15 protein-coding genes and 1 rRNA gene are annotated in these 20541 nt (G+C 70.0%); 9 read left to right on the top strand and 7 right to left on the bottom strand.

Going from position 1 to position 20541, the window contains the following annotated elements:
- A 5S ribosomal RNA gene (gene rrf, locus ACZ7L6_RS38440) occupies positions 1-91 on the top strand; the annotation flags it as partial.
- A 115-nt stretch (positions 92-206) separates the two neighbouring features.
- On the opposite strand, the gene ACZ7L6_RS38445 is transcribed toward rrf, so the two are convergent.
- From ACZ7L6_RS38445 to ACZ7L6_RS38465, 5 genes are read right to left on the bottom strand one after another with little or no spacing between them, the layout of a single operon-like run.
- Positions 207-1517 (bottom strand): DUF58 domain-containing protein, encoded by a 1311-nt coding sequence (locus ACZ7L6_RS38445; RefSeq protein ID WP_471932295.1) that lies wholly within the window; start codon positions 1515-1517, stop codon positions 207-209.
- Positions 1517-2506: an AAA family ATPase gene (locus ACZ7L6_RS38450; RefSeq protein ID WP_471932470.1), complete on the bottom strand. Its 990-nt coding sequence runs from the start codon at positions 2504-2506 to the stop codon at positions 1517-1519. The genes ACZ7L6_RS38445 and ACZ7L6_RS38450 overlap by 1 nt, the downstream gene beginning before the upstream one ends.
- Positions 2506-3708, bottom strand: coding sequence for a DUF4350 domain-containing protein (locus ACZ7L6_RS38455; protein WP_471932297.1), 1203 nt, complete (start codon positions 3706-3708; stop codon positions 2506-2508). The genes ACZ7L6_RS38450 and ACZ7L6_RS38455 overlap by 1 nt, the downstream gene beginning before the upstream one ends.
- Positions 3705-4514, bottom strand: a complete 810-nt coding sequence (locus ACZ7L6_RS38460) for a DUF4129 domain-containing protein (protein WP_471932299.1) — start codon at positions 4512-4514, stop codon at positions 3705-3707. Before ACZ7L6_RS38460 ends, ACZ7L6_RS38455 begins: the two co-directional genes overlap by 4 nt.
- A 4-nt stretch (positions 4515-4518) precedes the next feature.
- A complete protein-coding gene (locus ACZ7L6_RS38465; protein WP_471932301.1) occupies positions 4519-5856 on the bottom strand; it encodes a DUF7847 domain-containing protein in 1338 nt (445 codons plus the stop codon).
- Between the two features lie 140 nt (positions 5857-5996).
- Here ACZ7L6_RS38465 and mtnA point away from each other — a divergent pair, with 140 nt between their 5' ends.
- The 7 genes from mtnA to ACZ7L6_RS38500 all read left to right on the top strand — a co-directional run bounded on the left by mtnA (position 5997) and on the right by ACZ7L6_RS38500 (position 15189).
- Complete coding sequence (gene mtnA / locus ACZ7L6_RS38470; RefSeq protein ID WP_471932303.1) at positions 5997-7151, top strand: S-methyl-5-thioribose-1-phosphate isomerase; 1155 nt, start codon at positions 5997-5999, stop codon at positions 7149-7151.
- 159 nt (positions 7152-7310) lie between these two features.
- Positions 7311-8000, top strand: a complete 690-nt coding sequence (gene mtrA, locus ACZ7L6_RS38475; protein WP_272124745.1) for a two-component system response regulator MtrA — start codon at positions 7311-7313, stop codon at positions 7998-8000.
- Between the two features lies 1 nt (position 8001).
- On the top strand, positions 8002-10077 hold the full coding sequence (mtrB, locus tag ACZ7L6_RS38480; protein WP_471932306.1) for an MtrAB system histidine kinase MtrB: 2076 nt from the start codon (positions 8002-8004) through the stop codon (positions 10075-10077).
- Entirely contained in the window at positions 10067-11908 is a 1842-nt protein-coding gene (locus ACZ7L6_RS38485) for an LpqB family beta-propeller domain-containing protein (RefSeq protein WP_471932308.1), read from the top strand. Before mtrB ends, ACZ7L6_RS38485 begins: the two co-directional genes overlap by 11 nt.
- A gap of 249 nt (positions 11909-12157) precedes the next feature.
- Entirely contained in the window at positions 12158-13231 is a 1074-nt protein-coding gene (locus tag ACZ7L6_RS38490) for a ComF family protein (protein WP_471932310.1), read from the top strand.
- Between the two features lie 315 nt (positions 13232-13546).
- On the top strand, positions 13547-14239 hold the full coding sequence (hpf, locus tag ACZ7L6_RS38495; protein WP_433054503.1) for a ribosome hibernation-promoting factor, HPF/YfiA family: 693 nt from the start codon (positions 13547-13549) through the stop codon (positions 14237-14239).
- A gap of 203 nt (positions 14240-14442) precedes the next feature.
- Positions 14443-15189, top strand: a complete 747-nt coding sequence (locus ACZ7L6_RS38500) for a response regulator (RefSeq protein WP_471932312.1) — start codon at positions 14443-14445, stop codon at positions 15187-15189.
- 62 nt (positions 15190-15251) lie between these two features.
- On the opposite strand, the gene ACZ7L6_RS38505 is transcribed toward ACZ7L6_RS38500, so the two are convergent.
- A complete protein-coding gene (locus ACZ7L6_RS38505) occupies positions 15252-16424 on the bottom strand; it encodes a winged helix-turn-helix domain-containing protein (protein ID WP_471932314.1) in 1173 nt (390 codons plus the stop codon).
- Between the two features lie 210 nt (positions 16425-16634).
- On the bottom strand, positions 16635-17216 hold the full coding sequence (locus tag ACZ7L6_RS38510) for a GNAT family N-acetyltransferase (protein ID WP_471932316.1): 582 nt from the start codon (positions 17214-17216) through the stop codon (positions 16635-16637).
- Positions 17217-17501: 285 nt separating this feature from the next.
- Here ACZ7L6_RS38510 and secA point away from each other — a divergent pair, with 285 nt between their 5' ends.
- On the top strand, positions 17502-20321 hold the full coding sequence (secA, locus tag ACZ7L6_RS38515; protein WP_471932318.1) for a preprotein translocase subunit SecA: 2820 nt from the start codon (positions 17502-17504) through the stop codon (positions 20319-20321).
- Positions 20322-20541: the final 220 nt, after the last annotated feature.

Here is a 20541-nt window from a genome sequence, read left to right on the forward strand (position 1 = left end):
GCCCGGTTACATTCCGAACCCGGAAGCTAAGCCTTACAGCGCCGATGGTACTGCAGGGGGGACCCTGTGGGAGAGTAGGACGCCGCCGAACAAATTTTGAGAAAACCCCCGGCCGGGGATACCGGTTCGGGGGTTTTCTGCGTTTCCGGTTTCGGGTTCTGGTGGGTTCAGCTCCGGGGGGAGCCCATCAGACGCTCCCCTCCGGATCACAAACGACCCGCCGTCTTGAGGGCCAGATAGGCGTCCGCCAGTGCCGGCGCGAGTTCTTCCGGCGTCGCGTCGACGACCGTAACGCCGTGACGGCGGAGTTGTTCCGCCGTGCGGTGTCGTTCGCTCTGGGCCTGGGCGGCGGCTGCGGCCTCGTAAACCGAGTCCGTGTTTCCGCGTGCGGTTGCCATGCGCGCGATGTGAGGATCCGCTACTGATGCCAGCAGAACTGTGTGGCGCTGGGTGAGCTGGGACAGGATGGGCAGCAGGCCCTCCTCGATCGGGGCAGCGTCCAGGGCGGTCAGCAGCACGATCAAGGAGTGGCGGGGTGCCGTTCGCAGTGCCATGGCCGTAAGGCCCCGGGCATCCGTTTCGATCAGCTCGGGCTCGACCGTGGCCATCGCGTTGACCAGGGACGGGAGAACGTCACCTGCTGCGCGGCCCTGGACGAGGGCGCGTACTCGGCGGTCGTAGGCGAGAAGGTCCACGCGGTCGCCGGCGCGGGAGGCCAGGGCGGTCAGGAGTAGTGCCGCGTCCATGGAGGCATCGAGGCGTGGAGCGTCGCCGACACGTCCTGCCGAGGTACGGCCTGTGTCCAGGACCAGGAGGATGTGGCGGTCGCGTTCGGGGCGCCAGGTGCGTACGGCGACCGCGGACTGTCGGGCCGTAGCGCGCCAGTCGATGGAGCGGGTGTCGTCGCCGGGGACGTACTCGCGCAGGCTGTCGAACTCTGTGCCCTCGCCGCGAGTGAGCACGCTGGTGCGGCCGTCCAGTTCGCGCAGGCGGGCCAGTTTGGAGGGCAGGTGCTTGCGGCTTGTGAAGGGGGGCAGGACCCGTACCGTCCAGGGGACTTTGTGGGTGCCCTGGCGGGAGAAGAGGCCCAGAGGGCCGTACGAGCGAATCGTCACGCGGTCGGCCTGGCGGTCGCCGCGGCGGGTGGGCCGTAGGCGGGTCGTGAGACGGCGGCGTTCGCCGGCGGGGACCGTCACGCGGTGGCGGGAGGCCGTCACCTCTGTGCCTGGCTGCCAGCTGCTGGGCGGCCAGGCGTCCCGGAGGTGGGCGCGGAGGGGGCGGCGGGACGGGTTGGTGACCGTGAGGGTGACGTCGGCTGTCTCGCCCAGCCGGACAGAGGTGTCGCCGGAGCGGGTCAGGCCCAGTCGGCGTACGGGCGCCGCCAGGGCGAAGTCGCAGGCGCAGGCCGCGGCGAGGGGTGCGTTGACCGCGAGGATGCCCGTCCAGCTGGGGTCCCAGATGCCTACGGGGAGGGAGCCTAGGGCCGCGAGGAGTGCGGCGCGTCCGGTGAGTGCCATCAGCGGGGGACGGGGACGTGGGCGAGGATCGCGTTGATGACGGAGTCGGCCGTGACGCCTTCCATCTCGGCCTCCGGGCGGAGCTGCACTCGGTGGCGGAGGGTGGGCAGGGCCAGTGCCTTGACGTCGTCGGGGGTGACGTAGTCGCGGCCCGTCAGCCAGGCCCATGCGCGGGCGGTGGCCAGGAGGGCCGTGGCGCCGCGTGGGGAGACGCCCAGGGTCAGGGACGGCGATTCTCGGGTGGCTCGGCAGATGTCGACCACGTAGGCCATGATCTCCGGCGAGACCGTCGTCTTGGCCACCGCAGCGCGTGCCGCCTCCAGGTCTGCTGGGCCTGCGACGGGGCGTACGCCGGCGGCGCGCAGGTCGCGCGGGTTGAAGCCCTCGGCGTGGCGGGTGAGTACGTCGATCTCGTCCTGGCGGGAGGGCAGCGGGATCGTGAGCTTGAGGAGGAAACGGTCCAGCTGGGCTTCTGGGAGCGGATACGTGCCCTCGTATTCCACCGGGTTCTGCGTCGCGGCGACCAGGAACGGCTCGGGCAGCGGGCGGGGTGTGCCGTCGACGGTGACCTGGCGTTCCTCCATGGCCTCCAGCAGGGACGACTGGGTCTTCGGCGGGGTGCGGTTGATCTCGTCGGCGAGGAGGAGGTTGGTGAAGACCGGGCCGGGCTGGAAGGAGAACTCGGCGGTGCGGGTGTCGTAGACGAGGGAGCCCGTCACGTCACTCGGCATGAGGTCGGGGGTGAACTGGACGCGCTTGGTGTCGAGTTCCAGTGCGGATGCGAGTGTGCGGACGAGCAACGTTTTGGCCACCCCAGGGACTCCTTCAAGGAGAACGTGTCCGCGGCAGAGGAGGGCGACGACGAGGCCGGTCACGGCGGGGTCCTGGCCGACCACGGCTTTGGCGATCTCGGCGCGCAGGGCTTCCAGGGAGGCGCGGGCGGTGCCCGGGTCCCCGGTGTTCCCGGCGTTGTCAGTGGTCGGGTCCATCATGGACGGCGTACCTCTCTTTCGAGGGCGTCGAGTTGGTCGGCGAGGGCGATGAGGGCCGTGTCGTCGCTGGGCGGCGGGCCGAAGAGGAGAGTGTGCAGGGTCTGTCCGTCTCCGTGGTTGTGGAGGTGGGCGGACAGAGCGGGGAGCAGGGCCTCGGGCGCGTGCGCCTGGGAGACGGGGATGCCTACGAGGGGGGCGAGGCGCGTGCGGGTGGTGGAGCGAAGAGCGGCGGCCGCGCGGTCGCGGGCGTTGGCCTTGCGGTAGAGGCGGGCGCGGCCTTCGATGGTTTCGGAGGCTCGGATCGCCACGGGGAGTTTTTCGGGCACCAGGGGGCCGAGTCGGCGTGCCCTCCAGAGGGCGGCCAGGGCTGCGGCGATGAAGAGTTGCAGGGTGCCCCAGAGCCAGCCCGAGGGGAGCAGGTCGAAGAAGCTGCGTTCGTCGTCCGCGTCGGCGGCCGACGTGTCGGAGAGCGAGGGGAGGTACCAGACGAGATGGGGGCGGGAGCCGAGGAGTTGGAGGGCGAGCGAGGCGTTGCCCTGCTCGTCGAGGCGTTCGTTGTGGAGGATGTCGGGCGCGCCGAGGACGACGGTGTCGCCGTTCCCGGTGGTCTCCGGGACTCGCAGCAGGGTGGCCAGGCGTTCGCTGGGGTAGCACTCGTCGGCGCCGAGGTGGGTCGTGGTGTAGCGGATGCCTCCCAGGTCGGCGGTGCCCGCGCGCTGGGCGGCGGGCAGGGCGCAGTCGGGGGAGAGTTCCGAGTCGAGGCTGGTGGCGGGGTCCGCGGTGACCCCGGGGACGAGCCTTTCGACGGACCAGCTGCCCGGGGCGACGAGGACGGTACGGCCGTCGGAGCCGGCGATCGACGAGCGCAGCCAAGTCTGTTGACGGTGCGTCAGCAGGTCGGGGAGGGCGACCAGGAGGGTGGTGTCCGCGGCTGCCGCGGCGCGGGCCTCGTCCAGGGTGGTGACCACGCGCGTGTCCACGCCTCGGTCGGCGAGGAGTTCGGCGATAGCCCGGCTGCCCTTGGGGTCGGCGGAGCGTGGGTCGAGGCTGCCGTGCCGGGCGTCGGAGCGGATCGTGGCGATCGCGACGGCTGCCGCCAGCAGGACTACGACGGCGAGGGCGACGCCTCGCGCGCGGGTCCACACCTGGCGTGCCGTGGGCGAGGCCGAGGTGGACGGGAGCTGGGCCTCGGTGGTCATTCGGCTGCTCCCTGGCGGGCGTTGTGCGCCGTGCTGGATGTGCTGCTCGCGAGCTGTGGCTTGCTGTTCTCCAGGTCGCGGTCGAGTGTGGCGATGCGCTGGTACGCCTGCTGGGTCGCGGTTCGTCCGCCGTATGTCACGTCGTCGAAGTCCCGGGCGGCGGAGCGCAGTCGGTCCGTGTGCGAGGGCATCGAGCGGCCTGCTTCGGCGGCGGCCTCGTCCGCGGTGCGGCCTGGGCGGACGTCGAGGAGTGCGCGTTCCTCGAGGGAGCGGACGATGGCGCGCATGCGTTCCTGGACGGCCTGGTTCCAGTGGCCCTGGGCGGCGTGGGCTTCGGCGGCGGCTCGGTGTTCGGCGGCGCTGCGGGGGCGGTCGTCGAACAGGGCGGGGGAGGAGGTGGGTTGGCGGCGCGGGGTGCCCAGGCGCCACCACAGGGCACCGAGGACCGCGAGGACCACCAGGATGACGACGACCAGGCCGAGTGGTCCTCCGGGCGTCACGGTCGAGGCGCTGTTGAACAGGTCATCGACCCAGTCCCAGAAGGCGTCCAGGGCGCGCTGGAACCAGCTCGGTTCGTTCTCGTGGTACATGCGCTTGGACAGCTCGCGCCGGGCGGCTTCCCGCGCGGGATCACGCGGGATCGTCAGTGGGGGCTCGTCGTCCGAGCGCGTCAGCAGCGACAGTACGGACGTGTCGCCGACGCGCGACGACGCCTGTACGGATGTGTCGCCTGCGCGCAGCAACGCGCGTATGGCCGCGTCGGGCAGTGCTGACGCCGTTGTGAGAACTCCCCCCGCCAGGCTCACCGGTTCAGCTCCCCGGGGTGTCGGTGCCGTAGCCCTGGACGCCGGCTGCTCGGGCCAGTTCGAGGTCGAGGGCCTCGCGGCGGATGCGCTGGTCGATGTAGAGCAGGACGGTGACGCCGGCCGTGATCGGGAAGGTGATCATGGAACCGATCACCGAGCCGATGCCGCTGACGATGAGGAACGTCCAGCCGAAGTCGGCGGTGCCGTTGAGGAAGCTTGCGGCGCCGTCGCCGCTGAGGGCGCTGCCGAGGAAGGTGAAGGGGATGACGACGATCGCCGCGACGATGTTCGCGATGATCGTGGCCAGCAACTGGATGCCGAAGACGCGCCACCAGGAGCCGCGGACGAGCTTCGCGGAGCGGCTCAGGGCCTTCATGATGCCCTGCTTCTCCAGCATCAGCGCCGGCGAGGCCAGGGAGAAGCGGAACCACAGCCACAGCGCGATGATGCCGGTGCCGAACATGCCCAGGACGGCGAGCGCCGCGCCTCCGTCGCCCGAGCCCGAAGCGGCCACGAGGATTCCGGGCACGGCACCTGCGACCACCAGGCCGAAGACCATGAGCAGCAGCAGGAAGAGCAGGCCGAAGAGCCGCAGTACCTGAGGGCGGGCATCGTGCCAGGCCTCGCGGGTGGTCACCGACTTGCCGAGTACCGCGCGGCTGGTGACTGTCGTCAGCAGCGCGGTCGCGGCGATCGCGCCGATCACCGAGATCAGGAGGATCACGCTGGAGTTGAGCATGGCGTCGCGCGTGGCGCGGGCCAGCTCGCTGAGGGTGGCGCTCGGGTCGTCGAGGGCCTCGGTGCTGGTGCGGTCGTTCAGGACGAAGCCCTGGACGAGAATGGCGACGATCTCCGTCACGATCGCGACGGTCAGCGAGATGCCGAGGACCGTGCGCCAGTAGGTGCGCATGGTGGAGACCGCTCCGTCGAGGATCTCGCCGACGCCGAGTGGGCGCAGCGGGATCACGCCGGGCTTGGCGGCGGGCGGTGGGCCGCCCCAGCCGCTTCCCCAGGCGCCGTAACCGCCCGGGGCGCCGTAGCCGGGGTGACCGCCGCCGTATCCGCCGTATCCACCGGGGCCTGCGGGCGGGTGGGTGCCCCAGCCCGGGCCGGGCGGTGGGGGTGGCGGGGTCTGGCCGGGCGCCGGCGGCCCCGTCGGGGCGGACCACTGGCCGGGTGGCGGCTGCTCGTTGGACCACTTCGTGCCGGGGCCCTGTGGGTCCGGTCCCGGCTGCTGCGCGGGGTCGGGACGGTCTGCGGGCTCGGCAGGTCCGGATGCCTCCGGTTCCTGCCCGTCGGACGGGGCGGATCCGGGCGAGGCCCAGCCCGGAGTGTCTTTCATCGTCGCTCCTTCACGGTGCCCGTCCGCGGTCGCGGCGGCAGGTTGGCAGCCATCGTGCCATGGGGCGGTCGGCGAGGTACCGGCCGCGGTATCGGCTGCACACCTTCAATTGTCCGCCGGACAAAGGGCAGACTGGCCGCATGGCTGATCAGCACGCGCAATCCGGCGAGGACAGCAAAGCGACGACGGGGATACCGGCGATCCGGTGGGACGAACCACCCGAGGGTCCCGTTCTGGTCCTTCTCGACCAGACGAGACTGCCGGCCGAGGAGGTCGAGCTGGTGTGTACGGACGCGTCCGCGCTGGTGGAGGCGATCCGTTCGCTCGCCGTGCGCGGGGCGCCGCTGCTCGGGATCGCCGGGGCGTACGGTGTCGCGCTCGCCGCCGCGCGCGGCTTCGACGTGGATGCCGCCGCGGAGTCGCTGGCGGGTGCCCGGCCCACCGCGGTGAACCTCGCCGTCGGCGTGCGCAGGGCCCAGTCCGCGTACCGGGCCGAGCTCGTCAGGAGTGGCGATGTCGAGCAGGCCGCCGCTGCGGCGCTGGGTGCGGCGCGGGCGTTGCACAAGGAGGACGCCGAGGCCAGCGCCCGGATGGCCGAGCAGGGGCTGGCGCTGCTGGACGAGCTGTTGCCCGGAGGCGGGCACCGCATTCTCACGCACTGCAACACCGGGGCGCTGGTGTCGGGAGGTGAGGGCACGGCGTTCGCGGTGGCGCTTGCTGCGCAGCGGGCCGGGCGGCTGAGGCGGCTGTGGGTGGACGAGACGCGGCCGTTGCTGCAAGGGGCTCGCCTGACGGCGTACGAGGCCGCACGCAACGGGATGGCGTACACCTTGCTCACGGACAATGCGGCGGGCTCGCTGTTCGCTGCCGGTGAGGTGGACGCGGTGCTGATCGGGGCGGACCGCATCGCGGCCGATGGTTCGGTGGCGAACAAGGTGGGGAGCTATCCGCTCGCGGTGCTCGCCCGGTACCACCATGTGCCGTTCATCGTGGTGGCACCGCTGACGACGGTGGATCCGCAGACGCCGGACGGGGCGTCCATCGAGGTCGAGCAGCGTCCCGGATTCGAGGTCACCGAGGTCATGGCGCCTCAGGTGCCGGTGGCGGGAGCGGAACCGGGGGGCGGGATTCCGGTGGCGCCTCTGGGGACGCAGGCGTACAACCCGGCGTTCGATGTGACGCCGCCCGAGCTGGTGACGGCGATCGTCACTGAGGAGGGTGCCGTGTCGCCCGTGACTGCTGAGGCGCTGGCGGAGCTGTGTGCCAGGTCCCGGCAGATGACACAGACGTTGTGAGATAGAGGTCGGGACCAGCCGGGGCAAGGTCGGGTGAATCCGCCCAAAAGGTAACGCTCCGTCGTGCCGACGAGGGCAGACAGTAGCCCTCGCGTACGACTAAGGTCACTGGCCGGTGACCTATCTCACCACTGCCTTCGCCACTGTTATGAGAATGGGATGATGGCATCCATGAAGGGACGAGTCCTTGTCGTCGACGACGACACCGCACTGGCCGAGATGCTCGGCATCGTGCTGCGTGGTGAAGGTTTTGAGCCGTCTTTCGTAGCCGACGGCGACAAGGCGCTGGCCGCATTCCGGGAGACCAAGCCCGATCTGGTGCTGCTCGACCTGATGCTGCCCGGGCGGGACGGTATCGAGGTGTGCCGTCTGATCCGGGCGGAGTCGGGGGTGCCGATCGTGATGCTCACGGCCAAGAGCGACACCGTGGACGTGGTGGTCGGCCTCGAGTCCGGCGCCGACGACTACATCGTGAAGCCGTTCAAGCCGAAGGAGCTCGTCGCCCGGATCCGGGCGCGGCTGAGGAGGTCGGAGGAGCCGGCACCCGAGCAGCTGGCCATCGGCGACCTCGTCATCGATGTGGCCGGGCACTCCGTGAAGCGCGACGGACAGTCCATCGCGCTGACGCCGCTGGAGTTCGACCTGCTGGTCGCGCTGGCGCGCAAGCCGTGGCAGGTGTTCACGCGTGAGGTGCTCCTCGAGCAGGTATGGGGCTACCGGCACGCGGCCGACACCCGTCTGGTGAACGTGCATGTGCAGCGACTGCGTTCCAAGGTCGAGAAGGACCCGGAGCGTCCGGAGATCGTGGTGACCGTTCGTGGCGTCGGCTACAAGGCAGGGCCGAGCTGACATGTCCGGGGACAGTGCCGCTGCGGCCCCCGGTCGGACCGGGGCCCGTCCGGAGCGGCCTGTCGGCCGGAAGGGTGCGGGCTCCCGTTGGGGACGGTTCCTCGGGGGTGGGCTGCTGCAGGGAGGAGTCCAGGGCAGTCCGGTCCTGCGTCTCGTACTGCGTTGGGTGCGTCGGCCGCTGCTGCCCGTCATGCGGCTGTGGCGGCGCAACATCCAGCTCAAGGTCGTCGTCACGACCCTGCTGATGTCGCTGGGCGTTGTCCTGCTGCTCGGTTTCGTGGTCATCGGGCAGGTGCGCAACGGGCTGCTGGACGCCAAGGTGAAGGCCTCGCAGAGCCAGGCCACGGGCGGCTTCGCGGCGGCCAAGCAGAGGGCCGACGAGGCGGCGGCCGGTACCGCCGACGACGGTGCGACGGTGGACGAGCGTTCCGACCAGAACGTCATCCAGTGGATGAGCGATCTCGTCTCCTCGCTGTCCAGCGGCGGGCAGGGCGCCTTCGAGGTGGTGACGCTCCCGACTTCCGCGGGTAGCGACACCGGCGGACGCGGACGGCGTGCCTCCGGCGGTGTGGACCCGACCGCGAGCGTGCCGGAGGCCCTGCGGGATCGGATCGACAGCGCCACGGGGGCGTTCCAGAGCTACACCCGGATCGTCTACCAGCCCAGCGCTCACAAGGAGTCCCAGCCGGCCCTGGTCATCGGCAAGCAGGTCAACGACCCCAACGGCGACCCGTACCAGCTCTACTACCTCTTCCCGCTCGCGCAGGAGGAGAAGTCGCTGAGTCTGGTCAAGGGGACGCTCGCCACCGCCGGGCTCTTCGTCGTCGTACTGCTCGGGGCCATCGCCTGGCTCGTGGTGCGCCAGGTCGTCACGCCGGTGCGGATGGCGGCCGGGATCGCCGAGCGGCTGTCGGCGGGGCGGCTGCAGGAGCGGATGAAGGTCACCGGCGAGGACGACATCGCGCGGCTCGGTGAGGCCTTCAACAAGATGGCGCAGAACCTGCAGCTGAAGATCCAGCAGCTGGAGGACCTGTCGCGGATGCAGCGGCGGTTCGTGTCCGACGTGTCGCACGAGCTGCGGACGCCGCTGACGACCGTACGCATGGCTGCCGACGTCATCCATGAGGCGCGGGAGGACTTCGATCCGGTGACCGCCCGGTCGGCGGAGTTGCTCGCCGACCAGCTGGACCGGTTCGAGTCGCTGCTCGCCGACCTGCTGGAGATCAGCCGCTTCGACGCGGGTGCGGCGGCGCTGGAGGCCGAGCCGATCGACCTCAGGGAGGTCGTACGCCGCGTCGTCACCGGTGCCGAACCCCTCGCAGAGCGCAAGGGCACACAGATACGGATCCTCGGCGACCAGCAGCCCATCGTCGCCGAGGCCGATGCCCGGCGCGTCGAGCGTGTGCTGCGCAACCTTGTCGTCAACGCCGTCGAGCACGGCGAGGGCAGGGATGTCGTCGTGAAGCTCGCGGCGGCGGGCGGGGCGGTCGCGGTCGCGGTGCGCGACTACGGCGTCGGGCTCAAGCCCGGCGAGGCGACCCGGGTCTTCAGCCGCTTCTGGCGGGCCGACCCGGCACGCGCGCGTACCACGGGCGGTACGGGGCTCGGGCTGTCCATCGCACTGGAGGACGCCCGGCTGCACGGTGGCTGGCTGCAGGCGTGGGGTGAGCCGGGTGGCGGGTCGCAGTTCCGGCTGACGCTGCCGCGGACCGCGGACGAGCCCTTGCGGGGTTCGCCGATACCGCTGGAGCCCAAGGACTCGCGCCGCAATCGCGGACTCAATGACGCCGGTCTGCCGCGTGGCGGCGGTGAGAAGGCCGCGACGGTGCCGTCCCAGCCCACGGGCGATCAGGCGCCTTCGATGCCGTCGAGGGACCCGTTCACCGCACGGTTGGGCTCGGCGGCCCCCAAGGCCGATCCGACGGCGCTGCCCGGCAACGGCGCGCGCGTGGTGCCCCGGCCCGCCTCGGGCGCGCGGGCGCAGGAGGACACAGCCGGTGCGGAAGGGCCGTCGAGCGAGGAAGCCGGGCGGGCCGAGGAACCGGACAAGCATGGGGAGGCATTTCGTGGGCGCTGACCGCGAAGGGGGCGCCCGGCGCGGGCCGGGGCGCGCGGTGGTGTTCGCCGCCTGTGGTGTCGTACTGCTCGCGGGGTGTGCCTCGATGCCCGACAGCGGCGATCTGCGTGGCGTCGAGTCCACGCCGCGCCAGGACACCCAGGTGCGGGTCTTCGCCATGCCGCCGCACGAGGACGCTTCGTCGGCGGAGATCGTGACGGGCTTCCTCGAAGCGCTGACCAGCGACGATCCGGACTATGAGATAGCGCGCAAGTACCTGACCAAGGAGGCGTCGGACAAGTGGCGGCCGTTGCTGTCCACGACGGTGCTCGCCAACGGACCGGGCGCTGAAGCCGACCGCGTGGCGGGGCGGGAGGAGAGCGACGGCCTCTCGTACACGCTGACCGGCACCAAGGTCGCCACGGTCGACGCGCAGCAGTCGTACACGCCTGCCGGCGGGGACTACAGCGAGACGATGCATCTCACCCGGGACAAGAAGACCAGGCAGTGGCGCATCGACGTGCCGCCGCGCGGCGTCGTCATGGGCAAGTCGGACTTCCAGCGCAACTACATGTCCGTCGACAAGTACTACTTCGCCACGAACACCACGCTCGGGACCGCCCCGCACACGGCGGCCGTCGCCGATCCCGTCTATGTGCGCAGGAACGTCGATCCGGTGACGGAGATGGTGCGCTCCCTGCTCAAGGGGCCCACCAGCTGGCTCAACCCGGTCGTCAGGTCGAGTTTCCCCACCGGTACGGCGCTGAAGACGGGCGGCGACTCGCTGACGACCGATGACCAGAACCGGCTGACCGTGCCGTTGAACGACAAGGCGGCCCGGGTCGGGCTGACCAAGTGCAAAGAGATGGCGGCGCAGCTCCTGTTCACCCTGCAGAACCTCACCCCCACGGTGGACGAGGTCGAGCTGCGGGCGGGTGGCCGGCAGCTGTGCACGCTCATCGAGGACGACGCGGAGGCCGTCGCCACGCGCGGGTCGGTCGAGCGTGCCGACTACCTGTACTTCCTCGATGCCAAGCACCGGCTCGTACGGCTGGCCGCCGCTACCGACGACACGCATCCCGATCCCGTGCCGGGTGCCCTGGGCGAGGGCGATACCGAGCTGGAGTCGGTGGCTGTTTCCCGCGACGAGGACATGGCGGCAGGCGTTGGCCTCGACGGCAAGAACCTGTATGTCGGGGCGCTGGTCTCGGGCGGCCCGCTGGGGGAGCCCGAGCTCACCAGCGAGGGCAGGACGGCCGAGGAGAGGTTGTCGGCGCCCAGCTGGGACGCCCAGGGCGACCTGTGGGTGGCCGATCGCGACCCCGCCCGTCCCCGGCTGTTGCTGCTGAAGGAGGGCGTGGGCGATCCGCTGGTGGTGAAGACGCCGCCGGGACTGGAGGGGCGTATCGAGTCCGTCCGGGTGGCCGCGGACGGCGTGCGGATCGCGCTGGTGGTGAAGCAGGGCGACAGGTCGTCGCTGCTCATCGGGCGGATCGAGCACAGCGAGAACGTGAAGGCCGGGGAGCCCGCGGCCGTATCGGTGCACGAACTGCGCTCCGCGACACCGGAGTTGGAGGAGGTCACCGCCATGTCGTGGGCGGGTGACAGCCGGCTCGTGGTGGCCGGGCGTGAGCAGGGCGGTGTCCAGACGATGCGGTACGTCCAGGTCGACGGCTCGACACCGGAGGGGCCGGTGCCCGCGGCCCTCAGCGGCGTGAAGGAGATCACCGCGTCCGAGGACGCACGGCTGCCGCTGGTCGGCTACTCGGAGGACGGGATCGTACGGCTGCCGTCCGGGATGCAGTGGCAGAAGGTGGTGACGGACGGGACCGCGCCGGTTTATCCCGGGTGAGATCGTGTCCGGCTGGGCCGTTGGGGGCTGGGGCCGGTGAGCGTTGCGGCCGCCTCTGGCCGGGGGAGGACTCCGGCCGGGGGCGGCCGCTTTCTCGTTGCGGGGTGGGCGTCCGGCTCTTCCCTGCGGGGGTGGGAATCCTGCGTAATCGCGGGGCAGGAGAGGACGTCTGGGTGGGGGCCGGAGTTTTCCACAGGCGGTTATCCACAGGGGTGGTCGGTCGGCGCGGACGTTGGCACAGTGGTGGGCATGCGGGGGTGGTGGCAGGACCTCACCGACCTGGTGCTGCCGGCCGAGTGCGGGGGCTGTGGCAGGCCTCGTACGGTGCTCTGTCCGGAGTGCCGTGCCGTCCTGAGCGGGGCCGCACCGAGCCGGGTGCGGCCGGTGTCGGAGCCGCCCGGGCTGCCGGTCGTGCACGCGGCGGCCCGGTACGCGGACGAGGTGCGTGCCGTGCTGCTGGCGCACAAGGAGCGCGGCGCGCTGGCACTCGCGGCGCCGCTCGGGACGGCTCTGGCGGGGGCTGTGCGGGCGGGGCTTCGGGAGGCCTGTGCGGGTGGCGGTGGGACGCCGGTGCCGGACGTGCGGTCCCGGGGTGCTCAGGTACGGGCCGACGGCGCGGTGCGGTTCGGGAGCGACGGTGTGCCGGTGCTGCTCGTACCCGTTCCTTCCGGGGGCGGGGCGGTGCGGGCACGAGGGCATGATCCGGCGCGGCGGATCGCGCTCGCGGCCGCGGGTGAGCTGCGGCGGGCCGGGACGCCGGCGCGGGTGCTCGCCGTGCTGCGGCAGCGGCGCGCGGTGGCCGATCAGTCGGGGCTCAACTCCCGACAGCGGTGGGGCAATCTCGCGGGCGCGCTGACCGTGGCTCCCGGCGCAGGTCGGCTGCTCGCCGGTGGTCCGGTCGTGCTAGTCGACGATCTGATGACGACGGGCGCTTCCCTGGCGGAGGCGGCGCGTGCCGTGCGGGCTGCCTCGGCGGACGGGGTGGACTCCCGCAGACCGGAGCGGGCGGACCCCTCGCGGCCCGAGGGAGGGGGCCTCCGCAGCCGTACGAAGGGAGATGCGAGCGGATACGGCAGAACGGTGGAGGGGATGGACGCGTATGGATGGGTGACCGCGCTCGGGGCGTGTGGTGACGGCAGGTCCGCTGTGTACGTGGCGGGAAGTCGGGAAAGCACTGGGGAACGGAGAGTGGGCTCGACGGAGGGCGTGGTGCGGCGGACGCGTGAGATGCCGGGAATCATGGATGCCGGACGGGCCGGTGACGTGATCTGCGCGGCCGTGGTCGCTGCGTCGCCGGATTCTTTCGAAATAGACCGGAACTGACTGCGAACTTGCATCGTTGCAGGTAACGAGAGGGTCAATTCACCGGAACGGAGGTACGGCGCAGTAGAGGGTGACGACATCCGTCCGGGCGAGATATGTTCGGTTGTGAGGGAAAGGCGCAGGCCATCCCTCTCATATCCGAATGCTGTGCTGCGGGTTTTGCGCAATCACCCGCGGCCATGGGGTGGAGATCTTGCCCATGGGGGAGGAGGAGGTGGAAGTCACCGAGTCCGAGGTTCCGGGGTTCACCGGAGCCGGGTGCAAAAGGGAGATGCTCCGCCGATGGAGCGGAGCGATCCGGGAACGGAGTTCTGCGTGGACATCGTCGTCAAAGGCCGCAAGACCGAGGTGCCCGAGCGGTTCCGCAAGCACGTGGCCGAGAAGCTGAAGCTGGAGAAGATCCAGAGGCTCGATGCCAAGGTGATCAGCCTCGACGTCGAGGTGTCCAAGGAGCCCAACCCCCGACAGGCCGACCGCAGCGATCGAGTGGAGATCACGCTCCGCTCCCGCGGTCCGGTGATCCGGGCGGAGGCAGCGGCCAGCGACCCGTACGCGGCACTCGACCTGGCGGCGGAGAAGCTGGATGCCCGGCTGCGCAAGCAGCACGACAAGCGTTTCTCGCGCCGAGGCGCACGCCGGATCTCGGCCGCCGAGGTCCCCGACCACGTTCCGGGCGCGGCGACGCTCAACGGCAACGGCCACACCTTCCAGGAAGAAGAGCCGGAGGGAATTCCCACCAAGAAGATCGGCTCGCTGGAAGTGAAGGGCGAAGGACCCCTCGTCGTGCGCGAGAAGACGCACGTCGCCTCCCCGATGACCCTCGACCAGGCCCTCTACGAGATGGAACTGGTCGGGCACGACTTCTACCTGTTCATCGACTCCGAGACCAAGGAACCGAGTGTCGTCTACCGGCGGCACGCCTACGACTACGGCGTCATCCACCTCAGCACGGACCCGATGGTCACCCAGGCGCAGTCTCCCGCGGCTGGTGGCACGCTGGGCGGCTGACCCATCCCACTGACAGCTGCGCCGGTGCCCCTGGAGCGCGTGTGCGCCCCCAGGGGCACCGGTGTGCGACCACTTCGCGCCCCGCTCGTCACCGTAGTGTCGGCCGGGCATGAAATCATGGCCGCACCGGCCCAACCGGTGGGCCGCTGCCTTGGGTTGGCGATGGCACAGGACCAGCCACAGCGCCTTCAGGGGGAGGAACGATGGCGGACAGCTTCGGACCGATGCGGGACGAGGATGCCGACGGCGACGTCGTCGGCACGGGCCCGGAAGCGGGCTCTCCACGCAAGGAGCCGATCAGAGTCCTCGTCGTGGACGACCATGCCCTCTTCCGTCGTGGACTGGAGATCGTGCTCGCGGCCGAGGAGGACATCCAGGTCGTGGGGGAGGCGGGTGACGGCGCGGAGGCCGTGGACAAGGCCGCGGACCTGCTGCCGGACATCGTCCTGATGGACGTCCGCATGCCCAAGCGGGGCGGGATCGAGGCCTGCACCTCCATCAAGGAGGTGGCCCCCAGCGCGAAGATCATCATGCTGACGATCAGCGACGAGGAGGCCGACCTCTACGACGCGATCAAGGCGGGCGCGACCGGTTATCTCCTCAAGGAGATCTCCACGGACGAGGTGGCCACCGCCATTCGCGCGGTGGCCGACGGGCAGTCGCAGATCAGTCCGTCCATGGCGTCGAAACTGCTCACCGAGTTCAAGTCGATGATCCAGCGGACGGACGAGCGCCGGCTCGTGCCCGCGCCGCGGCTGACGGACCGTGAACTGGAAGTCCTCAAGCTCGTCGCCACGGGGATGAACAACCGCGACATCGCCAAGGAGTTGTTCATCTCCGAGAACACCGTGAAGAACCATGTGCGCAACATCCTGGAGAAGCTGCAGCTGCACTCCAGGATGGAGGCCGTGGTGTATGCGATGCGGGAGAAGATCCTCGAGATCCGCTGAGGGCTGAATCCGCTGAGAGGCTGACCGGTCTGGCTGGTGGCTGGTGCGACGGGGCTGAACGGTCACGCCAGTATGCGCGTGAGCTCCCTGGCGAGTGGCTCGCGCAGGTCGGGGGCGTCGACCCGTTCCACGCGTACGTCCGTGCAGTCGACCCAGCTTGCCGCCTCGGCCAGGGCCTGGGCCACTGCAGGGACAGCCTTCGGGCCGTCCAGGGTGACCTGCTTGGCCACCAGCGTGTGGCCCTCGCGGGCCGGGTCCACGCGGCCGACGAGACGGCCGCCGGCCAGGACCGGCATCGCGAAGTAGCCGTAGACCCGCTTCTGTTTGGGGACGTAGGCCTCCAGGCGGTGGGTGAAGCCGAAGATCCGCTCCGTGCGGGCCCGTTCCCAGATCAGGGAGTCGAACGGGGACAAGAGCGTCGTGCGGTGGCGGCCGCGCGGGGGTGTCTCCAGGGCCGCGGGGTCGGCCCAGGCAGGCTTGCCCCAGCCCTCCACCGTCACCGGGACCAGGCCCGAGTCGGCGATCACCGCGTCCACCTGCTCGCCCTTGAGGCGGTGGTAGTCGGCGATGTCCGCGCGTGTGCCGACGCCGAGGGACTGGCCCGCCAGGCGGACCAGGCGGCGCAGGCACTCGGCGTCGTCCAGTTCGTCGTGCAGCAGTGACTGCGGGATGGCGCGTTCGGCGAGGTCGTAGACGCGCTTCCAGCCGCGGCGCTCCACGCAGACCACCTCGCCGTACATGAGGGCGCGTTCGACGGCGACCTTCGAGCCCGACCAGTCCCACCACTCGCTGGTCCTCTTCGCGCCGCCCAGCTCCGTTGCGGTGAGGGGGCCTTCGGTGCGGAGCTGTTTGATCACCTGGTCGTAGGCGCCGTCGGGGAGTTCGTGGTTCCAGTGGGGGCGGTTGCGGTAGGCGCGGCGGCGGAACGCGAAGTGGGGCCACTCCTCCACGGGGAGGATGCAGGCGGCGTGAGACCAGTACTCGAAGGCGTGCGTGTCGGTCCAGTACGCCTTCTCGACCGTCTTGCGGCCTACCGCGCCCAGGCGGGCGTACGGGATGAGTTCGTGGGAGCGGGCCAGGACCGAGATGGTGTCGAGTTGGACCGCGCCGAGGTGACGGAGTATGCCGCGGACGCCGGAGCGGCGGTCGGGGGAGCCGAGGAAGCCTTGGGCTCTCAGGGCGATGCGGCGGGCCTCGTCTACCGAGAGGGTGGTGGTGGGGCGCGGGGTCGTCATGGGTTCGGACGATAGGGGGTGGCACTGACAATGGGGAGTGAGCTGGGGGTTTGTGGGAGGGGTGGCCGGTGTTCGGGTCGGCGTCGGTCGATTCGCCCCCGCCGCCCCTACCCGTCCCATCCTGAAGGGGCTCCGCCCCTGGACCCCCGTCGGCCCCGAAGGGGCCTCGTCCTCAAACGCCGGACGGGCTGAATGCAGCGGTGGCCGTGGTCAGGCTTCGGGGGCCTGGGCCGGCAGGTAAGGCGCTGTCGATGGCAGGCCCAGGTCTGACGGGAGCAGGGAACCGATCCAGCAGTCACGGCGGACGCCCTGGTGGACGATGGCCGAGCGGAGGGTGCCCTCCAAGGTGAAGCCGGTGCGGGTCGCCACTGCGCGGGAGGGGAGGTTGCCGACCTCCGCGCGCCATTCCACGCGGTCGATCGAGACGTGGACGAAGGCCCAGCGGGACGCGGCGAGGACGGCCTCGGTGATGTAGCCGTTGCCGCGGTGCTCCTTGGTGCCCCAGAAACCGATCTCGGCATCGCTCATGGAACGCATCGTGAGACCGAGCATGCCCACCAGGTCCTCCCCTTCGGGGAGGAAGAGCCCCCAGGTGAACATCGAACCGTGGCGCCAGCCCTCGGGGACCATTTGGTGCGTGAAGCTGTGGGCGTGCTCGTACAGATAGGGCGAGGGGATCGTGGTCCAGCGCAGGATGTCGGGGTCCTGGACGGCCTCGTACACGGCATCGGTGTCCTGCGGGCCGACCGTGCGCATGAGGAGGCGGTCGGTGGTGAGCGTGACGGGTTCCATCGGCCGATTCTGCTCGGAGGGCGGGGCGAACGCCATTTTTTATGCGGTGCGTGAACCATGCGGTGCGTGAGCGTGTGATCGCGTTTCGCACAATTCGTTGGCGGAACGCGGCACCATCCGCGACCCCCGGCCGTTGTCCCTTTGACGGAGATTTGAAGCAGCGGATCGTCGGCGTCACCGGCAGGCTCCCGGCGCGGCGGGGTCCTCGCATACGATGGCCGTTGCTCAGACAAGTCAAATGGAAACCGACCGTCCCAGGCCCGACCGGCAAGGAGACCAACCCCCGTGTCCGTCCTCTCGAAGATCATGCGTGCAGGCGAAGGCAAGATCCTGCGCAAGCTGCACCGCATCGCGGACCAGGTCAACTCCATCGAAGAGGACTTCGTCGACCTCTCCGACGCCGAGCTGCGGGCCCTCACCGATGAGTACAAGCAGCGGTACGCCGATGGTGAGAGCCTGGATGATCTGCTCCCGGAGGCCTTCGCCACCGTCCGCGAGGCCGCCAAGCGCGTCCTCGGACAGCGGCACTACGACGTCCAGCTGATGGGTGGCGCCGCCCTCCACCTCGGCTATGTCGCCGAGATGAAGACCGGTGAGGGCAAGACCCTGGTCGGCACGTTGCCCGCGTATCTGAACGCTCTTTCCGGAGACGGCGTTCACCTCATCACGGTCAACGACTACCTGGCCGAGCGCGACTCGGAGATGATGGGCCGCGTCCACAAGTTCCTGGGTCTTTCCGTCGGCTGCATCCTCGCCAACATGACCCCGGCGCAGCGCCGCGAGCAGTACAACTGCGACATCACCTACGGCACGAACAACGAGTTCGGCTTCGACTACCTGCGCGACAACATGGCGTGGTCGAAGGACGAGTTGGTCCAGCGCGGTCACAACTACGCCATCGTCGACGAGGTCGACTCCATCCTGGTCGACGAGGCCCGTACGCCGCTGATCATCTCCGGCCCGGCCGACCAGGCCACCAAGTGGTACGGCGACTTCGCCAAGCTGGTCCTCCGCCTCAAGCGCGGCGAGGCCGGCAACCCCCTCAAGGGCCTCGAGGAGACCGGCGACTACGACGTCGACGAGAAGAAGCGCACTGTCGCCATCCACGAGTCCGGCGTCAGCAAGGTCGAGGACTGGCTCGGCATCGACAACCTCTACGAGTCGGTGAACACGCCGCTCGTCGGCTACCTGAACAACGCCATCAAGGCCAAGGAACTGTTCAAGAAGGACAAGGACTACGTCGTCATCGACGGCGAAGTCATGATCGTCGACGAGCACACCGGCCGTATCCTCGCCGGCCGCCGCTACAACGAGGGCATGCACCAGGCGATCGAGGCGAAGGAAGGGGTGGACATCAAGGACGAGAACCAGACCCTCGCCACGATCACCCTGCAGAACTTCTTCCGCCTCTACAGCAAGCTCTCCGGCATGACCGGTACGGCGATGACCGAGGCCGCCGAGTTCCACCAGATCTACAAGCTCGGCGTGGTCCCGATCCCGACCAACAAGCCGATGATCCGCAAGGACCAGTCGGACCTGATCTACCGCACCGAGGTCGCCAAGTTCGAGGCCGTCGTCGACGACATCGCCGAGAAGCACGAGAAGGGCCAGCCGATCCTCGTCGGTACGACGTCGGTCGAGAAGTCCGAGTACCTGTCGCAGCAGCTCAGCAAGCGGGGCATCCAGCACGAGGTGCTGAACGCGAAGCAGCACGACCGTGAGGCGACGATCGTCGCCCAGGCCGGCCGCAAGGGCGCCGTCACCGTGGCCACCAACATGGCCGGCCGTGGTACGGACATCAAGCTCGGCGGCAACCCCGAGGACCTCGCCGAGGCCGAGCTGCGCCAGCGCGGCCTCGACCCCGAGGAGCACATCGAGGAGTGGGCGCACGCCCTGCCCGCCGCCCTGGAGCGGGCCGAGGCGGCCGTCAAGGCCGAGAAGGAAGAGGTCGAGTCCCTCGGCGGCCTGTACGTGCTCGGCACGGAGCGGCACGAGTCGCGGCGTATCGACAACCAGCTGCGCGGCCGTTCCGGCCGTCAGGGCGACCCGGGCGAGTCCCGCTTCTACCTGTCCCTCGGCGACGACCTGATGCGCCTGTTCAAGGCCCAGATGGTCGAGCGCGTGATGTCGATGGCGAACGTCCCCGACGACGTGCCGATCGAGAACAAGATGGTCACGCGCGCGATCGCGTCCGCCCAGTCGCAGGTCGAGCAGCAGAACTTCGAGACCCGTAAGAACGTTCTGAAGTACGACGAGGTCCTCAACCGGCAGCGTGAGGTCATCTACGGCGAGCGCCGCCGTGTCCTGGAGGGCGAGGACCTGCACGAGCAGGTGCAGCACTTCATGGACGACACGATCGACGCGTATGTCTCCGCGGAGACCGCCGAAGGCTTCGCCGAGGAGTGGGACCTGGACCGGCTGTGGGGCGCCTTCAAGCAGCTCTACCCGGTGAAGGTCACCATCGAGGAGCTGGAGGAGGCGGCCGGCGACCGGGCCGGTCTCACCGCCGAGTTCATCGCCGAGTCCATCAAGGACGACATCCACGAGCAGTACGAGCAGCGGGAGGCGCAGCTCGGCTCCGAGATCATGCGTGAGCTGGAGCGCCGGGTCGTGCTGTCGGTCCTGGACCGCAAGTGGCGCGAGCACCTCTACGAGATGGACTACCTCCAGGAGGGCATCGGCCTGCGCGCGATGGCGCAGAAGGACCCGCTGGTCGAGTACCAGCGCGAGGGCTTCGACATGTTCACCGCGATGATGGAGGGCATCAAGGAGGAGTCCGTCGGCTACCTGTTCAACCTGGAGGTCCAGGTCGAGCAGCAGGTCGAGGAGGTCCCCGTCGAGGACGCCAAGCCGGTGGCCGACCTGGAGAAGCAGGACGCCGTGCCGGCGCAGGCGGGCGCGCGTCCCGAGATCCGCGCCAAGGGGCTCGAGGCCCCGCGCCGTCCGGACCGGCTGCACTTCACCGCGCCCAAGGTGGACGGTGAAGGTGACATCGTCGAGGGCGACTTCGCCAACGGTGACGAGCCGGTGCGTTCGGAGGCCGACGGCCTCACGCGCGCGGAGCGGCGCAAGCAGTCGCGTGGTGGACGGCGCCGTAAGAAGTAGCGCCGGGTGAAGGCGCCGTGAGCAGGTAGCGGCGTCGAGCAGACAGTGGCGGTGCCTGTGGTGCCGTAGCGGCTGGAAGGGCCGGGTCTCCTGTGGGGGCCCGGCCCTTCGGCTTGCGGTCCCAGGCGGTGGCCTGTCGTCGTCCGTGGGCGGTCGGCCTGCGTGCGGGTGGCCTGTCGTCGTCCGTGGGCGGTCGGCCTGCGTGCGGATGGTCAGTCCT

Source organism: Streptomyces sp. NPDC107522 (assembly GCF_055657525.1).